Genomic DNA, 18,442 nt, shown 5'->3' on the forward strand with positions numbered 1-18,442 from the left:
TAGTCTCAGACATGATATATTTTGGCATAGGACAATCATACATCACTGCGGCGACTCCTGCCGCTAATAAGGCAAATACAAGGCTGACACATGCACAACGACACTCCCCTCCTCACTCCCACCATGCATGAGCGGCATGGGCGCTGGCCGCAAGCCGTGTCGGTGGACGACTTCCGCCGCAATCTGGCGGCAGTGCATGCGCGCATGGCGGCCGCATGCCAGCGGGTCGGGCGCGATCCGGCCGGCGTGCGCCTGCTACCGGTCAGCAAGACCAAGCCCGAGGCGAGCCTGCGTCTGGCCTACGCCGCCGGTTGCCGCATGCTGGGAGAAAACAAGCCGCAGGAGGCGGGCCGCAAATGGGAAGCGATGGCGGACCTGGCCGACCTGCAATGGTCGGTGATCGGCCATTTGCAGACCAACAAGGCCAAGCTGGTGGCGCGCTTTGCCAGCGAATTCCAGGCGCTCGACAGCCTGCGCGTGGCCGAGGCGCTGGAACGGCGCCTGCAAGCGGAAGGACGCGGGCTTGACGTGTTCGTGCAAGTAAACACCTCGGGAGATGCCAGCAAGTACGGCTTGCCGCCGGACGAGGTGGCCGCTTTCCTGCGCCAGCTGTCCGCCTTCCCGGCGCTGCGCGTGCGCGGACTCATGACCTTGGCCCTGTTGTCGGCGGAAGCCGTGCGCGTGCGCCGCTGCTTCGTGCTGCTGCGCGAATTGCGCGACCGGCTGCGCCAGGACGTCCCTGATGGCATCAGCCTCGACGAGCTGTCGATGGGCATGTCCGGCGATTATGAAATCGCCATTGAGGAAGGCGCCACCGTCGTGCGCGTCGGCCAGGCCATCTTCGGCGCGCGCGACACGCCCGATAGCCACTACTGGCCCACGGAGGAAGAGGGATAAGCGGTCCGGTGCGCCATGTGGTCGCGCCGTCAATCATGCCGAATGATCAAGATGACATGCTGAAAGATACCGCGTAATATTTTTACCATACTGCCCAGCTCGGCAGCAAAGCTCCCTGGGGAAAGGACGGCAGCGTGGCCGCGTCAAACGATCTCGCGCACTGGCGCGGACAGATTTTTGCGCGCCTGCTGCAGGCGGTGCTGCTGCTGGGTATCGTCACCGCCATCCCCAGCGCCCTGCTGGCCGCGCGCGAAGCTATCTGGTCCATAGTCGCCCTCGACTTGCTGGCCATCGGCTGGATCGGCCTCATCTGGCATCTGCGCGCCATGCCCTACCGCTGGCGCGTGTGGCAATTCCTCATCGTCGCCTATCTGGTGGGCGTGGGCCTGCTGATGAAAATCGGCCCCGTCAGCCAGATCTACATGATGCTCATGCCCGTGCTGGCGGCCCTGCTGCTGGGCATGCGGCCAGCCTTGTCCACCCTGGCGCTGACGTCGCTGACCATCTTCCTCCTCGGCCTGCATCCCGACGTGGAACTGCAATTGCGCGGCGTGCCCGATTCGCCCGTGCTGCGCGCGCTGATCGTGGCCCTGAACTTCCTGTTCATCGCCGCCGTGCTGACCCTGTCGTGCGCCTTCCTGCTGCGCCACCTGGAGCGCAGCAGCCAGGCCCTGTCGCAGCTGAACGCCGATCTGCGCCTGACGGCCACGGCGCTGGCCCGCCTGAACGACATGGTGATGATCGCCGAGGTGGCCGATGTCCTGCCTGACCCCGATCCCGGCACCGGTGCCGCGCCGGCCACGCGCATCATCTTCGTCAACGACGCCTTCGAGCGCAGCAGCGGCTATGCGCGCGCCGAAGTGCTGGGCCGCAGCCTGCTGTTCCAGCAAGGCCCCGCCACCGATGCGGACGAACTGGCGCGCGTCGCCGCCGCCATGGCCCGCGCCCAGCCGGCCAGGGCGGAATTACTGAATTACAACAAGGCCGGCAAGGCCTACTGGGTCGAGGCGGAACTGGTGCCGTTTACGGATGCGGATGGCAGGCAGACGCACTGGGTGGCCGTCGAGCGCGAAATCGACGAGCGCAAGAAATCGGAAGCGGACATCCACCGCCTGGCCTTCTACGACGTGCTGACAGGCTTGCCCAACCGGCGCCTGCTGATGGACCGCATCGGCCACCTGCTGGCCGCCGCGCCGCGCAACCATACCATCAGCGCGCTGATGTTCATCGACCTCGACCACTTCAAGCACATCAACGACGCGCGCGGCCACGCCACCGGCGACGCGCTGCTGCGCCTGGCGGGCGAACGGCTGGCGCAGCTGATGCGCAAGGCCGACACGGTGGCGCGCCTCGGCGGCGACGAATTCGTCGTGCTGCTGGCGCACCTGGCCGATGACCTGGACAGCGCCGCCCGCGCGGCGGCCCAGGTGGCCGAGAAAATCCGCGCCGCCATCGCGCGCGACTTCGAGATCGGCGCGCAGTCCTATCATTGCAGCGCCAGCATCGGCGTGACCCTGCTGCCGAAAATGGAACAACAGGCGCACGACCTGCTGCGCGAAGCGGACATCGCCATGTACCGCGCCAAGGCGGAAGGGCGCAACGGCATCGCCTTCTTTGAAGCGGCCATGCAGGCAGGCGTGGAGCGCCGCCTGACCCTGGAACGGGCGCTGGCGCGCGCCCTCGATGACGGCGCCTTATGCATGCACGTGCAGCCGCAGGTCGACCGTCACGGCCGGGTCACGGGCGCCGAATTGCTGATGCGCTGGCCGCAGGCGGACGGCAGCCATATCGCGCCGGACATCTTCATTCCCATCGCCGAAGAATCGGGGCTGATCGTCAAGCTGGGCCACTGGGCCCTGCGCGAAGCGTGCCGCGCCGCGAGGGTGCTGGCGCAGGCGGGATCGCCCGTCCCCCTGTCCGTGAACGTCAGCCCGGCCCAGTTCCGCCAGCCCGATTTCGCTTCCCGCGTGCAGGCGGCGCTGGCCGAACACGGCACGCCGGCCGGCGCCCTGATCCTGGAATTGACGGAGGGTTTATTGATCGACCAGCGCGACGCCTCGCTGGCGCGCATGCGCGAACTGGCGGAGCTGGGCATCCGCTTTTCCATCGACGATTTCGGCACCGGTTATTCCAGCCTCGCCTACCTGACCTCGATGCCGCTGTACGAACTCAAAATCGACAAGCGCTTCATCGACGACACGCCGCACGATGCGCGCGGCACGGCCATCGTGCAGGCGATCCTGGCCATGGCGCGCCACCTGGGCTTGCGCGTCGTGGCCGAAGGCGTGGAAACGCAGGAGCAGGCCGACTTCCTCATCGCCCACGATTGCGACGGCTTGCAGGGCTTCCTGTATGCGCGGCCGATGCCGCTCGCCGACTTTCTCGCCTGGCTGGCCGGGCATCAGGCTTAGCTTTCCGACATTTCCTGCACGCAACTCCTCCGCTAGAATACCGGCCTCATAGCCTGTACCTTCATCATCCCCTTTGATTAAAGTGATCCCCGATGCGTCTGGTTCCTCCCCTGCTGCCGCTCCTGCTGCTCTCTTTGCTGCCCGCCGCGCATGCGGCCCCTTCCTCCACCGCCACCACCATCGCGCCCACGCCGATCACCTTGGACCAGGCCATGGCCGATCCCGACTGGATCGGCACACCCGTCGAAGCGGCATGGTGGGGCTGGAATGGCCAGCTCTACTACAAGCAAAAGCGCCTCGGCTCGCCCCTGCGCGACACGTTTCAAGTATCGGGCGCGCATGCGAAACTCAATAGCGGCAAGAAGGTCGACGATGCACAGCTGGCCAACCTCGATGGCCAGCAAATGGTCGTCAACCGGGCCGGCACGCGCGCCATCCTGCTGCGCAACGGCGACTTGTTCGAGCGCGACCTGAAAAACGGCGCCTTGATCCAGATCACGCGGGGCGTCTCCGCCATCAGCGACCCGCAGTATTCCGCCGACGGCGGCGCCGTGCAGTACCGCAGCGGCAGCGACTGGTTCAGCTGGAACCGTCTTGATCGCCTGAGCGCCCCCGTGGCCCTGCTGCGCGCGGCCAAGGACCCGGACGCCAAGCCGGAAGCGGACGCCCTGCGCGAGCTGCAACTGCGCCTGATCGTCAACCTGGCGCGCCAGAAGGAAGACCGCGACACGAACCGCGAACGCCGCCATGAAGAGCGCCGCCTGGACGCCACGCGCGCGCCGGAACCGATCTACCTGGGCGACAAAGTGACGATTTCCGGCAGCGCCCTGTCGCCGGACGGCCGCTGGCTGCTGTTCGTCACGCAAGACAAGGCCGCCGAAAAGGGCAAGCTGGGCAAACTGGCCCGCTACGTCACGGAAACGGGCTATCCGGAAGCGGACGACGAGCGCACGCGCGTGGGCCGCAACATGCCGATCGCGCAAAGCCTGAAACTGGCGAACCTGCGCACGGGCCAGGTAAGCGAGATCGCCTTTGACAGCCTGCCCGGCATCGCCACCGACCCGCTGGCAGCCTTGCGCGCCGAACAGAAGCTGCCGCCCCTGAAAGGCAACCGCCCCGTGCGCATCGACGCCCAGCGCGATGGCATCGCCTGGACCGATGACGGCGGCAAGGCCGCCGTGCGCATCCGCGCCATCGACAACAAGGACGGCTGGCTCGCCACCGTCGACCTGGCCAACGGCGCCCTCGTGCCGGCGCACCGCATCAGCGACACGGCCTGGGTCAACCGCCGCGCCGAGGAATTCGGCTGGCTGCCAGACAACACGACCTTGTGGTATCTGTCCGAGGAAAGCGGCTACGCCCACCTGTACACGAAACAGGGCGCGGCCCCGGCGCGCGCGCTGACCAGCGGCCAGTGGGAAGTGAGCGCCGTCGAATGGAGCCGTGACGGCAAGAACGCCTATTTTTTATGCAACCGACAGGCGCCAGGCACGTATGAAGTGTGCGCCAGCACGGCCAAGGATGGCGGCGCGCGCGAAGTCACCAGTTTGAAAGGCGTGGAAAACTTCGGCCTGTCGCCCGACAACGGCAAGCTGCTGCTGCGCTATTCGAGCAGCTATATGCCGGCCCAGCTGGCCACCGTTTCTATCTCTGGCGGCAAGGCGACTATCCTCACCGATACGCGCAGCGACGCCTTCAAGGCGCGCAACTGGGTCATGCCGGAACTGGTGCAAGTGCCGTCCACGCATGGCGCGGCACCGATCTGGGCCAAGCTGTACCGGCCAAAGCAGCTGGAAGCGGGCAAGCGCTATCCGATCGTCATGTTCGCGCACGGCGCCGGCTACCTGCAGAATGTGACCGAGCGCTATCCCGTGTACTTCCGCGAACAGATGTTCCACAACCTGCTGGTCGAGCAAGGCTATATCGTGCTCGACGTCGACTACCGCGCCTCGCTCGGCTACGGCAGCGCCTGGCGCACGGCCATCTACCGCCAGATGGGCCACCCGGAACTGGAAGATTTCATCGATGGCGCCAACTGGCTGGCAGCCCAGCACCAGGGCGACATCAAGAACGTGGGCATCTATGGCGGCAGCTATGGCGGTTTCATGAGCCTGATGGCCCTGATGCGCGCGCCGGACGTCTTCAAGTCGGGCGCCGCCCTGCGTCCCGTGACGGACTGGACCACTTACAACCACGAGTACACGGCCAACATCCTGAACACGCCGGACGTCGATACGCAAGCGTATAAAATCTCGTCGCCGATCGAATACGCGGACAAGCTGACGGGCAACCTCTTGATCGCCCACGGCATGATCGACGACAACGTGTTTTACCAGGACTCCGTGCGCCTGTCGCAGCGCTTGATCGAACTGAAAAAGGATAACTGGGAAATGGCCAGCTATCCGATGGAGCGCCACGGCTTCGTGCAGCCGGAAGCGTGGTATGACCAGTACCGCCGTATCTATCAGCTGTTCAATCGTACGTTGAAATAAGCGATATCAACAAAAAATGTCGGATTACGCGGCTGCGCCGCTAATCCGACCTACTCGCTCAGGTGTAGGTCGGATTAGCCCGCAAGGGCGTAATCCGACACCACACCCACCACAAGCACTCAGTCAAACGGCACCGGCCGCGGCGTCGTATCGCTCGATGGCGGCAAGATCGGCAGCACGAGGTGCGGCTGCTTGCCCGTCAGGGTTTTCAGGAAGGCCACCAGTTTGGCGTTTTCGTCGGGCGTAAACGTGCGGCCCAGCTGCAAACGGCCCATCACATCGACGGCCTGCGTCAGGGTGGCCGCTTCGCCATCGTGGAAGTAGGGGTACGTCAGCTCCACGTTGCGCAGGGTCGGTACCTTGAAGTTGAAACGGTCCGCATCCTTGCCCGTCACGGCCGAGCGCCCTTGCGCCGTCATCGCCGTTTTATACGGCTCCACCACGCCCATCTTCTGGAAAGTGTTGCCGCCCACGGCGGGACCGTTATGGCAGGCGATGCAGCCGCTCGATTTGAACAGCTGGTAGCCGGCCAGCTCGTCTTTCGTCAGCGCGCTTTTCTTGCCCGACAGCCACTGGTCGAAACGCGCACCGGGCGTCACCAGCACTTCCTCGAAGGCGGCGATTGCGCGCGTCACTTGCTCGATGGTCAGCTTGTCCTGGCCAAACACTTGCCTGAATTCCGCGCGGTAGGCGGGTATCGAGGCCAGCACGTCAATGGCCAGCTCGTGCGTAAAAGCCATCTCGCCGGGATTAGCGATGGGTCCGCCCGCCTGCTCCTGCAAATCCTTGGCGCGGCCATCCCAGAATTGCGCCACGTTCAAGCTGGCATTGAGCACGGTGGGCGAATTGATGGGCCCGCGCTGCCAGTTGTGGCCGATCGAGGTCTTGATATTGTCCGTGCCGCCCATGCTGAGGTTATGGCAGCTGTTGCAGGAAATAAAGCCCGAGCGCGACAGGCGCGGGTCGAAAAACAGTTTCTTGCCCAGCTCGACCATCGCTGGATTGGCCACCTTGGCGGCAGTGATGGGCTGGATCGGCTCCTTGCTGGCGGCGTGCAACGCGCCACTGAGAGCGAGGCTGGCGATGAAGAGGAAGGGGGACATGGTGCGGCGCATAGTCTATCTCCTGGAAACATTCCCGAATCGGCGGCGCGCGCCAGCGCGGGAATGCAGCGCGCCGGCCCGGTCGCCACCCGTACATCGCTGATTGGATGTTGATTTATATTAACTTTGACGGGTTGGCAATGAAAATGACCGGGATCAAGGTTCTGGCCAAGTGCGAATCGCGCTTGCCATTTACGCAAGCGTGGCACATGATAAGGGCATGCAAACGCCTACCTACCCAACCCTGTTGCCACTGCTGCGCGCCACGTGCGCCAGCTTCCTGCTGCTGGCCGCCAGCGCCTGCGGCAGTGCCCCCACGCAAGATGATGCGCCGCCCGCCCCCGGCAATGCCGGCTTGCTGGCGCAAATCCAGGCGGAAGTGGGCACCGCCGCCTGCGATTCCACCCAGCAATGTCAGACCATCGCCATCGGCGCCAAGGCTTGCGGCGGCCCCGAGCGCTACCTGGCCTGGTCCAGCAAGGGCAATGACGGCAAGAAACTCAAGGCACTGGCCCAGGCGCAAGCCGAAGCGAGCCGCAAGCAGCAGCAAGCGGACGGCATGATGTCGACCTGCTCCATCGTCACGGACCCGGGCGCCACCTGCGAAGCGGGACGCTGCGTGCTGCAAAAGAGCGCCATGGGCGGCAGCGCCGCCATGTAATGAAATGATTCGGCAACACGTCAGGACTGCAATTGCAGGGTCTTGACGATCTTGCTCTCCACCCTCTCGCCCGCGCCCGAGGTGGTGTTCTTGCTCTCCTTGCGCAGCAACAATAAATGGTCGCCGCTGACGCCATACTGGCGCGTCTCGTCCGACTTTTGCGTAAAGCTGACGACGACAAAGGCGCGCCCGCTCACGTCAAAGTGGAAATGGCTGGCCAGCGGCGTGCCGTCAGCGGCGATCCACACCTCGATGCCGCCTTCGAACTTCTTCACATACTTGCGGTCTTTCTCAGGCACCTTGTCGAGCGATAAAGTAAAGCTGAGCAGACGCGCCGGCTTGCCCTTGTAGCTATCCACCTTTTCACTGCTGAACACGGCTTCCTCGATCTCGCGCGACAAGGCGTCCGCCGCCGACACCATGGAGCGCAGCTCCGTCGCTTTCATTTCTCCCAGCGCAAAGCCGATCGGCGTCTTCACCTTCGGATCTTTCACCCTGGTGCGCTGCTCGGCCTCCACTTTCGCCAGCAAATCCTTGCCGTAGAGCACTTGCAAGCCCGCCGGCCCGCCTTCGACGGTGACTGTCGCCTGGCCGCTATCCTCTTCCGCCGCCTTGCCCTCGCCCTCACGGCGCCAGCTTTTCGATTCCACCTGCGCCTTGATCGGCATCTGGCCCTGCAATCGGGCCAGCGCCGCATTCAAATCGGCCAACCCATCGGCCCGCACCGCGCCGCAAAACAAACTGAACAAGCCCGCCACCGCCAGGCCCTGCACTCCAATACGTCGCTGCATCGCCACATCCCTTCAGGTCATACAAGGATGCCAAAACACCATGTTTTGGCCATCTGTTGCATTTGAACACAGCTAGCTCTGGTCAGGTAGAAAGTCTTTCTGCTATAATTCGCCGCCTTGGCCTGGTAGCTCAGTCGGTAGAGCAGAGGATTGAAAATCCTTGTGTCGGTGGTTCGATTCCGCCCCGGGCCACCAAGAATTCGTTGTGACAAAACGCCAACCCTCGCAGGTTGGCGTTTTCGTTTGCGGCCGGGAGTCCGTGTATCGGTTCATTGCGCTCCTGGTGGCGCTCCATGTTTGGCGCGAGGATAGAATGGGTCAGAGTCCCCTGCTATTGCGGCGATTGTTGCGTGCGAAAGACAAGATGGACGGCGCTCCCCACGAGGATTGGCCCGTCCACCGCCTGGCGCAAGTGAGCGCCGTCTCGGTGGCCTACTTCGCGCGCGAATTCAAGAAGGCCTTCGGCGTACCGCCCCATCGCTACTTGCTTACCCGTCGTATCGAACGGGCCACAGCACTGCTGCGCGATACCGATCTGCCCATTACGGAGATCGCGCTTCAAACGGGGTGGGCCAGTCTTGGCACCTTTGGGCGCATCTTCCGTGACATCACCGGCGCAAGCCCGGGCGAGCTTCGAACGCGTGAGCGGGCAGTTCCTCACCTGGCGGCGCATATCCCCGAGTGCGTCATGCGCAATGCCCGGCGGCCCAACCTGAATACCGCAGTTTTGGAGAAGCGGCGCAGGAAAGCAACTGGCAAACTGTAGCTTCAATCCAAGGAGCTAATATGACTCACAGTGTCAATGTCGTCGGTCTGTATGTGCGCGATCAGGATGAAGCGCTTGCGTTCTACGTCGACAAATTGGGATTCCGCGTCCACACCGACGTCCGAAACGGCGATTACCGCTGGCTGACGGTCCAGCATGCGGAGCAGCCATCGTTCCAGCTCGGCTTGTTCATCCCCGGACCGCCGATACATGACGTGGCAACCGCGCAGGCACTGCATGAGATCGTAGCGAAGGGAGCCATGCCGCCACTGGTGCTCCTGGTCGACGACTGCCGTGCAGAATACGAACGTCTGAGCAAGTGCGGCGTTGAATTCACGCAGGAGCCCGTGGACCGCTACGGACAGGTGGATGCCGGCTTTCGCGACCCGTCAGGCAATGGCTGGAAAATGATCGGGGCCGCAACCAAGTCGCATTCGCGGAAAACGTCATGAACTGGAGCCATTCGATTCGGCAAAGCCACCGCTGGCTATCCATCGTTTTCACCGTGACTGTGATTGCCAACTTTGCGGCAAGGGCCATGGATCAGGCCGAGCCGTCGCCATGGATCACGTACTCGCCGCTGCCCCCGCTCTTTCTCATGCTAATTTCCGGCCTGTACCTGTTCGCGCTGCCGCATGCGGCCAGGCGGCGCAGCAGGCCACGCGCCTGACCAGGCAAGCACACCGGCGCCGCTTGACGGCACGGCCTGGCGATTGCCGGACGCAAGGCGCTTGTTGAACATCCTTGTGCCGGAGCTTCGAGTCGCCCCGGACCACCAGGAATTCAGCAAGGATTATCAAAAACGCCACTTCCTGGTGGCGTTCTTGTTTTCTTTTGCACAAAATCTCATCCTGCCCGCCACTGTGTACGCAAACGAACGGACTGCAGCCGCCCAAGAGTACATGATGCAGGCAGACCACATCCCTTCCCGCCGCCAGCGCCCTGCGCGACACGGCGCAACGGCCACCTGGTCAGCTCTCCCCGCCACACCGCCATGCGAAACTCGCGCCCGACGCCGTCGAGCCGTTCCGTACATTACGGCTCACTGCCAAAGGATGCATCATGAAACCTACCTTGATATTGCTCGCGCTCGCCTCTACCCTCGCCCTGAGCGCTTGCCAGCGCGAAGCGCCACCTGCGCCTACCGTCGTCCAAGTCGTTCCCGGCCCTGCCGGCGCGCCTGGCCCTGCCGGCGCCACGGGTGCCACGGGTGCTGAAGCGCCTGCCGGCGCGACCGGTGCCACCGGCGCCACGGGCCAGACCGGCGACAGCGGTGCCGCCGGATACGATGGCGCCAAGGGCGCTACGGGTGCACAAGGCAACGATGGCGCCAAGGGCGACGACGGTGCCAAGGGCAAGACGGGCGACACGGTGATTGTCGTTCCGCAACGCTAATACGCCTCACGCCACACACCACAACGCCAACCCATCCGGTTGGCGTTGTGCGTATGCGCTGTACCGCACAGTAACATTCGCCATCTCGGCCTATCCTGTTGTCATCTAACAGGGAGATATCGCATGCTGACGCTCATACTGATGGTGGCCCTGCTGGGCCTGGTTGTACTGTTCGCGCCCGGCCCCGTGCGCCGCGCCCTGATTACGCCGCACCTGCTGGCCCTGTTCAAGCGCATCCTGCCGACGATGTCCGACACGGAGCGCGACGCGCTCGAAGCCGGCACCACGTGGTGGGATGCGGACCTGTTTTCCGGCAAGCCCGACTGGCCCAAGCTGCTGGGCTATGGACGCGCCTCGCTCACGGCCGAGGAGCGCCATTTTCTCGATCACGATGTCGAGCGGCTGTGCGAACTGGTCGACGACTGGGAAACGCAGCAGGCGCAGGACTTGCCAACGCAAGCCTGGGCCTACATGAAAAGCCAGGGTTTCCTCGGCATGATCATTCCCAGACAATACGGCGGCAAGCAGTTCTCCGCCTACATGCATTCGCAGGTGGTGATGAAACTGTCGAGCCGCTGCTCGGCACTGGCCGTGACCGTGATGGTGCCCAACTCGCTGGGACCGGCCGAACTGCTGCTGCACTACGGCACCGAGGAACAGAAAAACCATTACCTGCCGCGATTGGCCAACGGCACCGAGATTCCCTGCTTTGCCCTGACCAGTCCGTATGCGGGTTCCGACGCGGCCGCCATCCCCGACTTGGGCGTCGTGTGCATGGGCATGCATGAGGGAAGATCGACCCTGGGTTTCCGCCTCAGCTGGAACAAGCGCTACATCACTCTGGCGCCCGTGGCGACCTTGCTGGGGCTGGCGTTCCAGACCAGCGACCCCGAGCATCTGCTGTCCGACAACGATGCGCCGGGCATCACTTGCGCCCTGATCCCCGCCAGCCACGACGGCGTCGTGATCGGCCGGCGCCATCACCCATTGAACGCCGCCTTCCAGAACGGCCCCACGTCGGGCAACGATGTCTTCATCCCCGTCGACTGGGTCATCGGCGGCCAGGCGCAAGTGGGCAAAGGCTGGCGCATGCTGATGGAGTGCCTCGCGGCCGGGCGCGCCATTTCGCTGCCCTCGTCCAGCGTGGGCATGGGCAAGATGGCCGTGCGCGGCACCGGCGCGTATGCGGCCGTGCGGCGCCAGTTCAACATGCCAATCGGCAAGTTCGAAGGCGTGCAGGAAGCGCTGGCCCGCATGGGCGCCAACCTGTACCTGATGGACGCGGCGCGCACCCTGGCCGCGCACGCCGTCGACCTGGGCGAGAAACCGGCCGTCATTTCCGCCATCGTCAAATACCACGTCACGGAACGGGGCCGCGCGCTCGTCAACGACGGCATGGACATTCTCGGCGGCAAAGGCATCTGCATCGGCCCCAACAATTTCCTCGCCAGCGCCTACCAGCAAATCCCCATCGCCATCACGGTCGAAGGCGCCAACATCCTCACGCGCAGCCTGATCATCTTCGGCCAGGGCGCCATCCGCGCGCACCCGTATGTGCTCAGGGAAATGGCCGCCGTCAACGAAAGCGACGGCCGCAAGGCACTGCGCGATTTCGATGCGGCCTTCTTTGGCCACGTGGGCTTTGTGCTGGGCAACCTGGCCAGGGGCTTGTGGTACGGACTGGGCGGCGCGCGCCTGGCGGCCGTGCCCGATGCCGGCGCGCCCGCACTGGCGCCCTACTACCGCGCGCTGACGCGGCTGTCGACGGCGTTTGCCGTCATGACGGATATGTCGATGTTCGTGCTCGGTGGCGAACTCAAGCGCCGCGAGCGGTTGTCCGCCCGCCTGGGCGACGTGCTGGCGCAGCTGTACCTGGCGTCGTCCGTGCTGAAGCGCTACGAGGACGATGGCCGTCCCGAGGCCGACCTGCCCTACGTGCACTGGTCGCTGCAAGATGCGCTGGTCAAGGCGCAGCAGGGTTTGACGGGCGTGCTGGACAATTTCCCCGCGCGCGTGCTGGCCGTGCTGCTGCGCACCTTGCTGTTCCCGTTCGGCCAGCCCCATCGTCCGCCATCCGACGAATTGGGCAGCGAGGTGGCGCTGGCCCTGCAAACGCCGGGCGCCGACCGCGAACGCCTGCTGGCCGACGGTTATGTGGCCATCGATACCAGCGATCCCGTGGCCTGCGCCGAGCGGGCCCTGGCGCTGCTGCCCGACGTTCTGCACATCGAAAAACGCCTGAAGGACACGCCCGAAGGCGCGGCCCTGCGGCACCTGCCGCAAAGCCTGTCCGCCATGCAGCAGTGGCTGGCGACGGCCAAGGCGACGGGCACCGTCAACTGCCAGGAGCACAATACCTTGCTGGACTATGCGCGCCTGGTCGACGGCTTGATACAGGTCGACGATTTTGCGCCCGCTGCGGCGCAACCAACACACTTGCAGGCGCACGGGGCCGATATCAACAGCCGCGCAGCCTGAGCCGGATTGCGGCCTATACTGAATTGAGCGGGTGCTGTGCCCGCTCTTTTCGGAAAGGAGTCGATCATGACGCGCAAATTCATCGATTGCCGGGAATTCCCAAGCGACACGCATTGTTCGGTGGCCATCTCGGCCGACAGCGAGGAAGAGCTATTGGGTATTGCCGTGGAGCACGCGGTCTCGGTACACCATCACCACGACACGCCGGAACTGCGCCAGCAATTGCGTCAACTGTTCAAGGACGGCATGCCGCCCGAACACCTGCCCATGACGGGACAGGCCGGCAACAGCGGGGCCGCGCACGCGCACTAGCCTGCCAGGGCTTGCGCCGGTTTCTGAAAGCGCAAGCCCAGCACGAGCGGCACCAGGGACACACAGGCTTGAACGCCTGACGTCTGAGCACCTTGCGGCGTATGCCAATCCCTTGACCCAAGGCAATGCAATATGCGGCCAGCCAGCATAAGATCGCCGGCTTTGCCCATCCCCCATGCGCCACGCTCCCGAACTCCTCCTGCCTGCCGGCTCCCTGGCCAAGATGCATGCCGCCTTCGACTTCGGCGCCGACGCCGTCTACGCGGGCCAGCCGCGCTACAGCTTGCGCGTGCGCAATAACGATTTTTCGACCCTGCAAGCCTTGCAGGAAGGCATCGATGGCGCCCATGCGCGCGGCAAGCAGTTCTTTGTCGCCAGCAATATCTTCGCCCACAACGCCAAGCTGAAAACGTATTTGCGCGACATGGAACCGGTGATCGCCATGCGTCCGGACGCGCTGATCATGGCCGACCCGGGCCTGATCATGATGGTGCGCGACAAGTGGCCGGAGATTCCCGTGCACTTATCGGTGCAGGCGAATGCCGTCAACTGGGCCGACGTGAAATTCTGGCACCGCATGGGCCTGACGCGCGTGATCTTGTCGCGCGAACTGTCGCTCGACGAGATCGAGGAAATCCGCCAGCGCTGCCCGGAAATGGAGTTGGAAGTCTTCGTCCACGGCGCCCTGTGCATCGCCTATTCGGGCCGCTGCCTGCTGTCCGGCTATTTCAACCACCGCGACCCGAACCAGGGCACGTGCACGAATTCATGCCGCTGGGATTACAAGGTGAAAAATGCGTCCGAAGACGCCAGCGGCGACCTGGGCGGCATGCAGGTGGTGCCGCTGGAATTTCACCAGGCGCTGGCCGAGGCCGACAACAATGCATTTTCCGCCCTGCACCAGCAGCCGCGCCACCCGCTGGCCGACCGGCCCTACCTGATTGAAGAAGCGCAGCGCCCGGGCCAGCTGATGCCGATCCTCGAAGACGAGCACGGCACCTACATCATGAATTCGAAGGACTTGCGCGCCGTCGAGCATATCGAGCGCCTGGTGAAAATCGGCGTCGATTCGCTCAAGGTCGAGGGCCGCACCAAGTCGCTGTACTACGCGGCGCGCACGGCGCAAGTCTACCGCCAGGCCATCGATGACGCCGTGGCGGGCCGTCCCTTCGACATCAGCCTGCTGGGCCAGCTGCAAGGCCTGGCCAACCGCGGCTACACGGACGGTTTTTACCAGCGCCACCATACGCAGGCGCACCAGAACTACATGCGCGGCGCGTCCGAGGCGGATCGCAGCCAGTACGTGGGCGACGTGCTGGGCGTGGCGGACGGCTGGGCCAGGGTGGAAGTGAAAAACCGCTTCGCCGTGGGCGACCGCATCGAGGCCGTGCATCCTGGCGGCAACCGCGACTTCACCATTACCCGCATGCTCAGCGATGACGGCAGCGAGATCCAGGTGGCGCCCGGCAGCGGCCACTTCGTGCGCATCGAACTCGACGGCGCCCTCGACAAAGCCTTGCTGGCGCGCTATTTGTAACCGCCAGTCTGGCGCGCAGGGAGGCGAAGCAATCCACAAGTGTTTGATTTGGCAAGAAAAATTTCCACTGGCACGGCCTAAATAATTTGTTTAGGCCTCAACATTGCTATACGATACGGCCACCCGCGCCCGGGGGCCTGATCGGCATCCCGTGCGTCCCTGACACGTTCACCGGAATCCCCGATGCCACCTGCCACACCCGCCCTGATCACCAATGACGCCGTCGTCCTCGGCTTGCTCGCGATGACCCTGGGGGCCGTCTTCTGGACCGCCTCCCGCCCAGACGGCCTCTGGAAAAAGTTCTACACGTATATCCCGTCCCTGCTGATGTGCTATCTGATCCCGGCGTTGCTGAACACGTTTGGCATCATCGACGGCAACGCGTCCGGCCTGTACGCCGTGGCGCGCGATTACCTGCTGCCCAGCGCGCTGGTCCTGCTGTGCGTGGCCATCGATTTCGGCGGCATCCTCCGCCTCGGTCCCAAGGCCATCATCATGTTCCTGACCGGCACCCTGGGCGTGATGCTGGGCGCCCTCGTCTCGTTCGAGGCGCTGCGTTTGATCCACCCGGAAACGGTGGCGGGCGACACCTGGCGCGGCATGACGACTGTCGCCGGTTCGTGGATAGGCGGCGGCGCCAACCAGGCGGCCATGAAGGAAGTGTTTGAAGTGGATGCGACGCTGTTTGGCCAGTTCGTCGCCGTCGACGTGCTGGTGGCCAACGTCTGGACGGCCGTGCTGCTGTTCCTGGCCGGCCGCGCGGGCGCCTTCGACCGCTGGACCGGTGCTGATTTGTCCGCCATCAATGCGCTCAAGGACAGCATCGAAAGCTACCGCGCCCAGCACGCGCGCATCGCCACCCTGACCGACATCATGATCATCCTCGGCGTGGGCCTGGGCGTGACGGGCCTGTCGCATTTCCTGGCCGGCCCCATCATCAGCTGGATCGCCACCCTGCCGGCCGCATGGCGCCTGCAGGATTACAGCCTGACGTCGAATTTCTTCTGGATCGTCGTGCTCGCCACCACCTTCGGCCTGCTGCTGAGTTTTACCCGCGCGCGCAGCCTGGAAGGCGCGGGCGCCTCGACCATCGGCTCGGCCATGCTGTACGTGCTGGTGGCCACCATCGGCATGCACATGGACTTGAAAGCCCTGTTCGACAAGCCTTTCCTGTTCCTGCTGGGCCTGATCTGGATCGCCGTGCATGGCGGCCTGATGCTACTCGTCGCCAAGCTGATCCGCGCGCCCCTGTTCTTCATGGCCGTGGGATCGCAAGCGAACATCGGCGGCGCCGCCTCGGCTCCCGTCATCGCCAGCGCCTTCCACCCGGCCCTGGCCCCCGTGGGCGTGCTGCTGGCCGTGCTCGGCTACGCCCTGGGCACTTACGGCGCCTACATCACGGGCTTGATCCTGCGCGGCATGGCAGGGTGATGCTCCTGGCAGCATACTGACGACAACGCCAACCTTCGGGTTGGCGTTGTCATTTGTGAGTTCGTCACCGCTCTGTCTTTCCGCATCGGCCAGCGGGAAAATTCGCCCCACAATGTAGCAGAAACCCCTCAAAACCAAATTTTCGCACCATTTTTGTGCGAAATCTGCGATGATAGTTGCCCAAATAACCGATTACCTCCATGGAATTCTGATGAAATACGCATCTGCTCACGAGTATGTCCAGCATGTCGCCGCACGCAATCCAGGTCAACCCGAGTTTCTGCAAGCCGTCACCGAAGTCATGGAGAGCTTGTGGCCGTTCCTGGAACAGCACCCGAAATACGCGGAACAAGGCTTGCTGGAACGCTTGATCGAGCCGGAGCGCGTGGTGATGTTCCGCGTGTCGTGGGTCGATGATCACGGGCAAGTGCAAGTCAACCGCGGCTACCGCATCCAGCACAGCATGGCCATCGGGCCGTACAAGGGCGGCATCCGTTTCCACCCTTCCGTGACCTTGTCCGTGCTGAAATTTCTCGCCTTCGAGCAGACGTTCAAGAATGCGCTGACGACCTTGCCGATGGGCGGCGGCAAGGGCGGCGCCGATTTCGATCCGAAGGGCAAGAGCCCGGGCGAAGTGATGCGCTTCTGCCAGGCCTTCGTGAGCGAACTGTTCCGCCACGTGGGTTCGGACACGGACGTGCCGGCCGGCGACATCGGCGTGGGCGGGCGCGAAGTCGGTTATATGGCCGGCATGATGAAAAAGCTCAGCAACCGCGCCGACTGCGTGTTCACGGGCAAGGGCGCCAGTTTCGGCGGATCGCTGATGCGGCCGGAAGCGACGGGCTACGGCACCGTGTACTTTGCGCAGGAAATGCTGAAAACGCGGGGCCGCTCGTTCGAAGGCATGCGCGTGTCCGTGTCCGGCTCGGGCAACGTGGCGCAGTACGCGGTGGAAAAAGCCATGGCCATGGGCGCGAAAGTCATCACCGTCTCCGATTCGAGCGGCACCGTCATCGACGAGGAAGGCTTTACCCCGGAAAAGCTGGCCATCCTGATGGAAATCAAGAACCATTTGTATGGCAGGGTCAGCGACTACGCCGCGCGCACGGGCGTGCGCTTCGAGGCCGGCGTGTCGCCATGGCATGTGCCGGTCGACATCGCCCTGCCCTGCGCCACGCAGAATGAATTGCATATCGACGATGCGCGCACCTTGATCGCCAATGGCGTGCAATGCGTGGCCGAAGGCGCCAACATGCCCACCACCATCGAGGCAGCCAAGGCATTCGAAGCGGCCGGCGTACTGTACGCGCCGGGCAAGGCCAGCAATGCGGGCGGCGTGGCCACGTCCGGCCTGGAAATGAGCCAGAACGCGGCCCGAATTTCCTGGCCGCGCGAAGAAGTCGACGCGCGTTTGCTGCAGATCATGCAAGGCATCCACGCCGCGTGCAAGCAATACGGCACGCGCGCCGATGGCACGGTCAGCTATGTCGATGGCGCCAATATCGCCGGTTTCGTCAAAGTGGCCGATGCCATGTTGGCGCAAGGGGTGATTTAAGCGTCAACAATGTCGTCGGATTACGCGCGGCATAGCCGCGCTAATCCGACCTACGACATTTCAGGTTTCATCAAGCTCTTGCGGCTGATGGTCCGGCCCGACACCATGAACTCGCCGTTGCCGCGGTAATGTAACGTTTCGGGCAGCTTGGGCGAGGTGGCCACGTGGGCTTTCACGCATTCGAAGATGAAGAAGCCGCCTTTCGGATTGCCCGCCACCTGGGCCAGCTTGCATTCGAAGTTGGCGTAGCATTCGGCGATCAGGGGTGCGCCCACCAGCTCGGCGGGCTGGGGCGTGAGGCCGAAGGCCGTGAACTTGTCCGTGTCTTCGCCGCTGCAATTGCCGATGGCGACGACCTGGTCGACCATGTCGGCCGTGGGCAGGTTGATCACGCATTCCATGCTGCGCTTGATCATTTCATAGCTGTGGTTCGCGTCGGAAATGAAGCAGCCGAGCAACGATGGCGTGAATTCCATCAGCATATGCCAGGCCATGGTCATGACGTCGCTTTCGCCCTGCCACGTTGAACTGACGAGCACCACCGGCCCCGGTTCGAGGAAGCGCCGGATATCGGCGACGGGATAATCTTCTTTGTGATAATTTTTCATCTGCT

General features: G+C 63.9%; 16 protein-coding genes and 1 tRNA gene. 14 read left to right on the forward strand and 3 right to left on the reverse strand.

The window, feature by feature from the left end:
* The first annotated feature begins 90 nt into the window (after positions 1 to 90).
* The 3 genes from IGS55_RS17305 to IGS55_RS17315 all read left to right on the forward strand — a co-directional run bounded on the left by IGS55_RS17305 (position 91) and on the right by IGS55_RS17315 (position 5,800).
* The gene (locus tag IGS55_RS17305; RefSeq protein ID WP_230516631.1) at positions 91 to 897 is read left to right on the forward strand and encodes a YggS family pyridoxal phosphate-dependent enzyme; all 807 of its coding nucleotides are present in this window, start codon (positions 91 to 93) and stop codon (positions 895 to 897) included.
* 134 nt (positions 898 to 1,031) lie between these two features.
* Positions 1,032 to 3,308: a putative bifunctional diguanylate cyclase/phosphodiesterase gene (locus IGS55_RS17310; protein WP_230516632.1), complete on the forward strand. Its 2,277-nt coding sequence runs from the start codon at positions 1,032 to 1,034 to the stop codon at positions 3,306 to 3,308.
* Positions 3,309 to 3,400: 92 nt separating this feature from the next.
* On the forward strand, positions 3,401 to 5,800 hold the full coding sequence (locus IGS55_RS17315; RefSeq protein ID WP_230516633.1) for a S9 family peptidase: 2,400 nt from the start codon (positions 3,401 to 3,403) through the stop codon (positions 5,798 to 5,800).
* Positions 5,801 to 5,919: 119 nt separating this feature from the next.
* On the opposite strand, the gene IGS55_RS17320 is transcribed toward IGS55_RS17315, so the two are convergent.
* The gene (locus tag IGS55_RS17320) at positions 5,920 to 6,903 is read right to left on the reverse strand and encodes a cytochrome-c peroxidase (RefSeq protein WP_230516794.1); all 984 of its coding nucleotides are present in this window, start codon (positions 6,901 to 6,903) and stop codon (positions 5,920 to 5,922) included.
* A 220-nt stretch (positions 6,904 to 7,123) separates the two neighbouring features.
* On the opposite strand from IGS55_RS17320, the gene IGS55_RS17325 reads away from it, so the two are divergent.
* Positions 7,124 to 7,564: a hypothetical protein gene (locus IGS55_RS17325; RefSeq protein WP_230516634.1), complete on the forward strand. Its 441-nt coding sequence runs from the start codon at positions 7,124 to 7,126 to the stop codon at positions 7,562 to 7,564.
* Between the two features lie 20 nt (positions 7,565 to 7,584).
* Here the strand turns inward: IGS55_RS17325 and IGS55_RS17330 are convergent, their stop codons facing one another.
* Entirely contained in the window at positions 7,585 to 8,355 is a 771-nt protein-coding gene (locus IGS55_RS17330; RefSeq protein ID WP_230516635.1) for a hypothetical protein, read from the reverse strand.
* Between the two features lie 119 nt (positions 8,356 to 8,474).
* On the opposite strand from IGS55_RS17330, the gene IGS55_RS17335 reads away from it, so the two are divergent.
* The 10 genes from IGS55_RS17335 to gdhA all read left to right on the forward strand — a co-directional run bounded on the left by IGS55_RS17335 (position 8,475) and on the right by gdhA (position 17,829).
* Positions 8,475 to 8,550 (forward strand) — tRNA-Phe (locus IGS55_RS17335).
* Between the two features lie 118 nt (positions 8,551 to 8,668).
* Entirely contained in the window at positions 8,669 to 9,121 is a 453-nt protein-coding gene (locus IGS55_RS17340; protein ID WP_230516636.1) for a helix-turn-helix transcriptional regulator, read from the forward strand.
* Positions 9,122 to 9,141: 20 nt separating this feature from the next.
* Entirely contained in the window at positions 9,142 to 9,573 is a 432-nt protein-coding gene (locus IGS55_RS17345; protein ID WP_230516637.1) for a VOC family protein, read from the forward strand.
* Complete coding sequence (locus tag IGS55_RS17350) at positions 9,570 to 9,791, forward strand: hypothetical protein (protein ID WP_230516638.1); 222 nt, start codon at positions 9,570 to 9,572, stop codon at positions 9,789 to 9,791. The genes IGS55_RS17345 and IGS55_RS17350 overlap by 4 nt, the downstream gene beginning before the upstream one ends.
* Positions 9,792 to 10,183: 392 nt before the next feature.
* Positions 10,184 to 10,516 (forward strand): collagen-like protein, encoded by a 333-nt coding sequence (locus IGS55_RS27905; RefSeq protein WP_268991886.1) that lies wholly within the window; start codon positions 10,184 to 10,186, stop codon positions 10,514 to 10,516.
* A 123-nt stretch (positions 10,517 to 10,639) separates the two neighbouring features.
* Positions 10,640 to 12,994, forward strand: a complete 2,355-nt coding sequence (locus IGS55_RS17360) for an acyl-CoA dehydrogenase (RefSeq protein WP_230516639.1) — start codon at positions 10,640 to 10,642, stop codon at positions 12,992 to 12,994.
* A gap of 66 nt (positions 12,995 to 13,060) precedes the next feature.
* Positions 13,061 to 13,306, forward strand: coding sequence for a DUF1059 domain-containing protein (locus IGS55_RS17365; protein ID WP_230516640.1), 246 nt, complete (start codon positions 13,061 to 13,063; stop codon positions 13,304 to 13,306).
* Positions 13,307 to 13,481: 175 nt separating this feature from the next.
* On the forward strand, positions 13,482 to 14,843 hold the full coding sequence (gene trhP / locus IGS55_RS17370; RefSeq protein WP_230516641.1) for a prephenate-dependent tRNA uridine(34) hydroxylase TrhP: 1,362 nt from the start codon (positions 13,482 to 13,484) through the stop codon (positions 14,841 to 14,843).
* A gap of 183 nt (positions 14,844 to 15,026) precedes the next feature.
* Positions 15,027 to 16,274, forward strand: a complete 1,248-nt coding sequence (locus IGS55_RS17375; RefSeq protein ID WP_230516642.1) for a DUF819 family protein — start codon at positions 15,027 to 15,029, stop codon at positions 16,272 to 16,274.
* 211 nt (positions 16,275 to 16,485) lie between these two features.
* Entirely contained in the window at positions 16,486 to 17,829 is a 1,344-nt protein-coding gene (gdhA, locus tag IGS55_RS17380) for an NADP-specific glutamate dehydrogenase (RefSeq protein WP_230516643.1), read from the forward strand.
* A 50-nt stretch (positions 17,830 to 17,879) separates the two neighbouring features.
* Here gdhA and IGS55_RS17385 read toward each other — a convergent pair whose 3' ends face one another.
* A complete protein-coding gene (locus tag IGS55_RS17385) occupies positions 17,880 to 18,437 on the reverse strand; it encodes a flavin reductase family protein (RefSeq protein WP_034753508.1) in 558 nt (185 codons plus the stop codon).
* Positions 18,438 to 18,442: the final 5 nt, after the last annotated feature.

Source organism: Janthinobacterium sp. EB271-G4-3-2 (assembly GCF_020858035.1).
GTDB classification, from domain to species: domain Bacteria; phylum Pseudomonadota; class Gammaproteobacteria; order Burkholderiales; family Burkholderiaceae_D; genus Janthinobacterium; species Janthinobacterium aestuarii.

Coding starts and splice junctions, on each gene's coding strand:
- IGS55_RS17305 (WP_230516631.1), top strand. CDS start 91: ATGCACAACGACACTCCCCTCCTCACTCCCACCATGCATGAGCGGCAT.
- IGS55_RS17315 (WP_230516633.1), top strand. CDS start 3,401: ATGCGTCTGGTTCCTCCCCTGCTGCCGCTCCTGCTGCTCTCTTTGCTG.
- IGS55_RS17320 (WP_230516794.1), bottom strand. CDS start 6,903: ATGTCCCCCTTCCTCTTCATCGCCAGCCTCGCTCTCAGTGGCGCGTTG.
- IGS55_RS17325 (WP_230516634.1), top strand. CDS start 7,124: ATGCAAACGCCTACCTACCCAACCCTGTTGCCACTGCTGCGCGCCACG.
- IGS55_RS17330 (WP_230516635.1), bottom strand. CDS start 8,355: ATGCAGCGACGTATTGGAGTGCAGGGCCTGGCGGTGGCGGGCTTGTTC.
- IGS55_RS17340 (WP_230516636.1), top strand. CDS start 8,669: ATGGGTCAGAGTCCCCTGCTATTGCGGCGATTGTTGCGTGCGAAAGAC.
- IGS55_RS17345 (WP_230516637.1), top strand. CDS start 9,142: ATGACTCACAGTGTCAATGTCGTCGGTCTGTATGTGCGCGATCAGGAT.
- IGS55_RS17350 (WP_230516638.1), top strand. CDS start 9,570: ATGAACTGGAGCCATTCGATTCGGCAAAGCCACCGCTGGCTATCCATC.
- IGS55_RS27905 (WP_268991886.1), top strand. CDS start 10,184: ATGAAACCTACCTTGATATTGCTCGCGCTCGCCTCTACCCTCGCCCTG.
- IGS55_RS17360 (WP_230516639.1), top strand. CDS start 10,640: ATGCTGACGCTCATACTGATGGTGGCCCTGCTGGGCCTGGTTGTACTG.
- IGS55_RS17365 (WP_230516640.1), top strand. CDS start 13,061: ATGACGCGCAAATTCATCGATTGCCGGGAATTCCCAAGCGACACGCAT.
- trhP (WP_230516641.1), top strand. CDS start 13,482: ATGCGCCACGCTCCCGAACTCCTCCTGCCTGCCGGCTCCCTGGCCAAG.
- IGS55_RS17375 (WP_230516642.1), top strand. CDS start 15,027: ATGCCACCTGCCACACCCGCCCTGATCACCAATGACGCCGTCGTCCTC.
- gdhA (WP_230516643.1), top strand. CDS start 16,486: ATGAAATACGCATCTGCTCACGAGTATGTCCAGCATGTCGCCGCACGC.
- IGS55_RS17385 (WP_034753508.1), bottom strand. CDS start 18,437: ATGAAAAATTATCACAAAGAAGATTATCCCGTCGCCGATATCCGGCGC.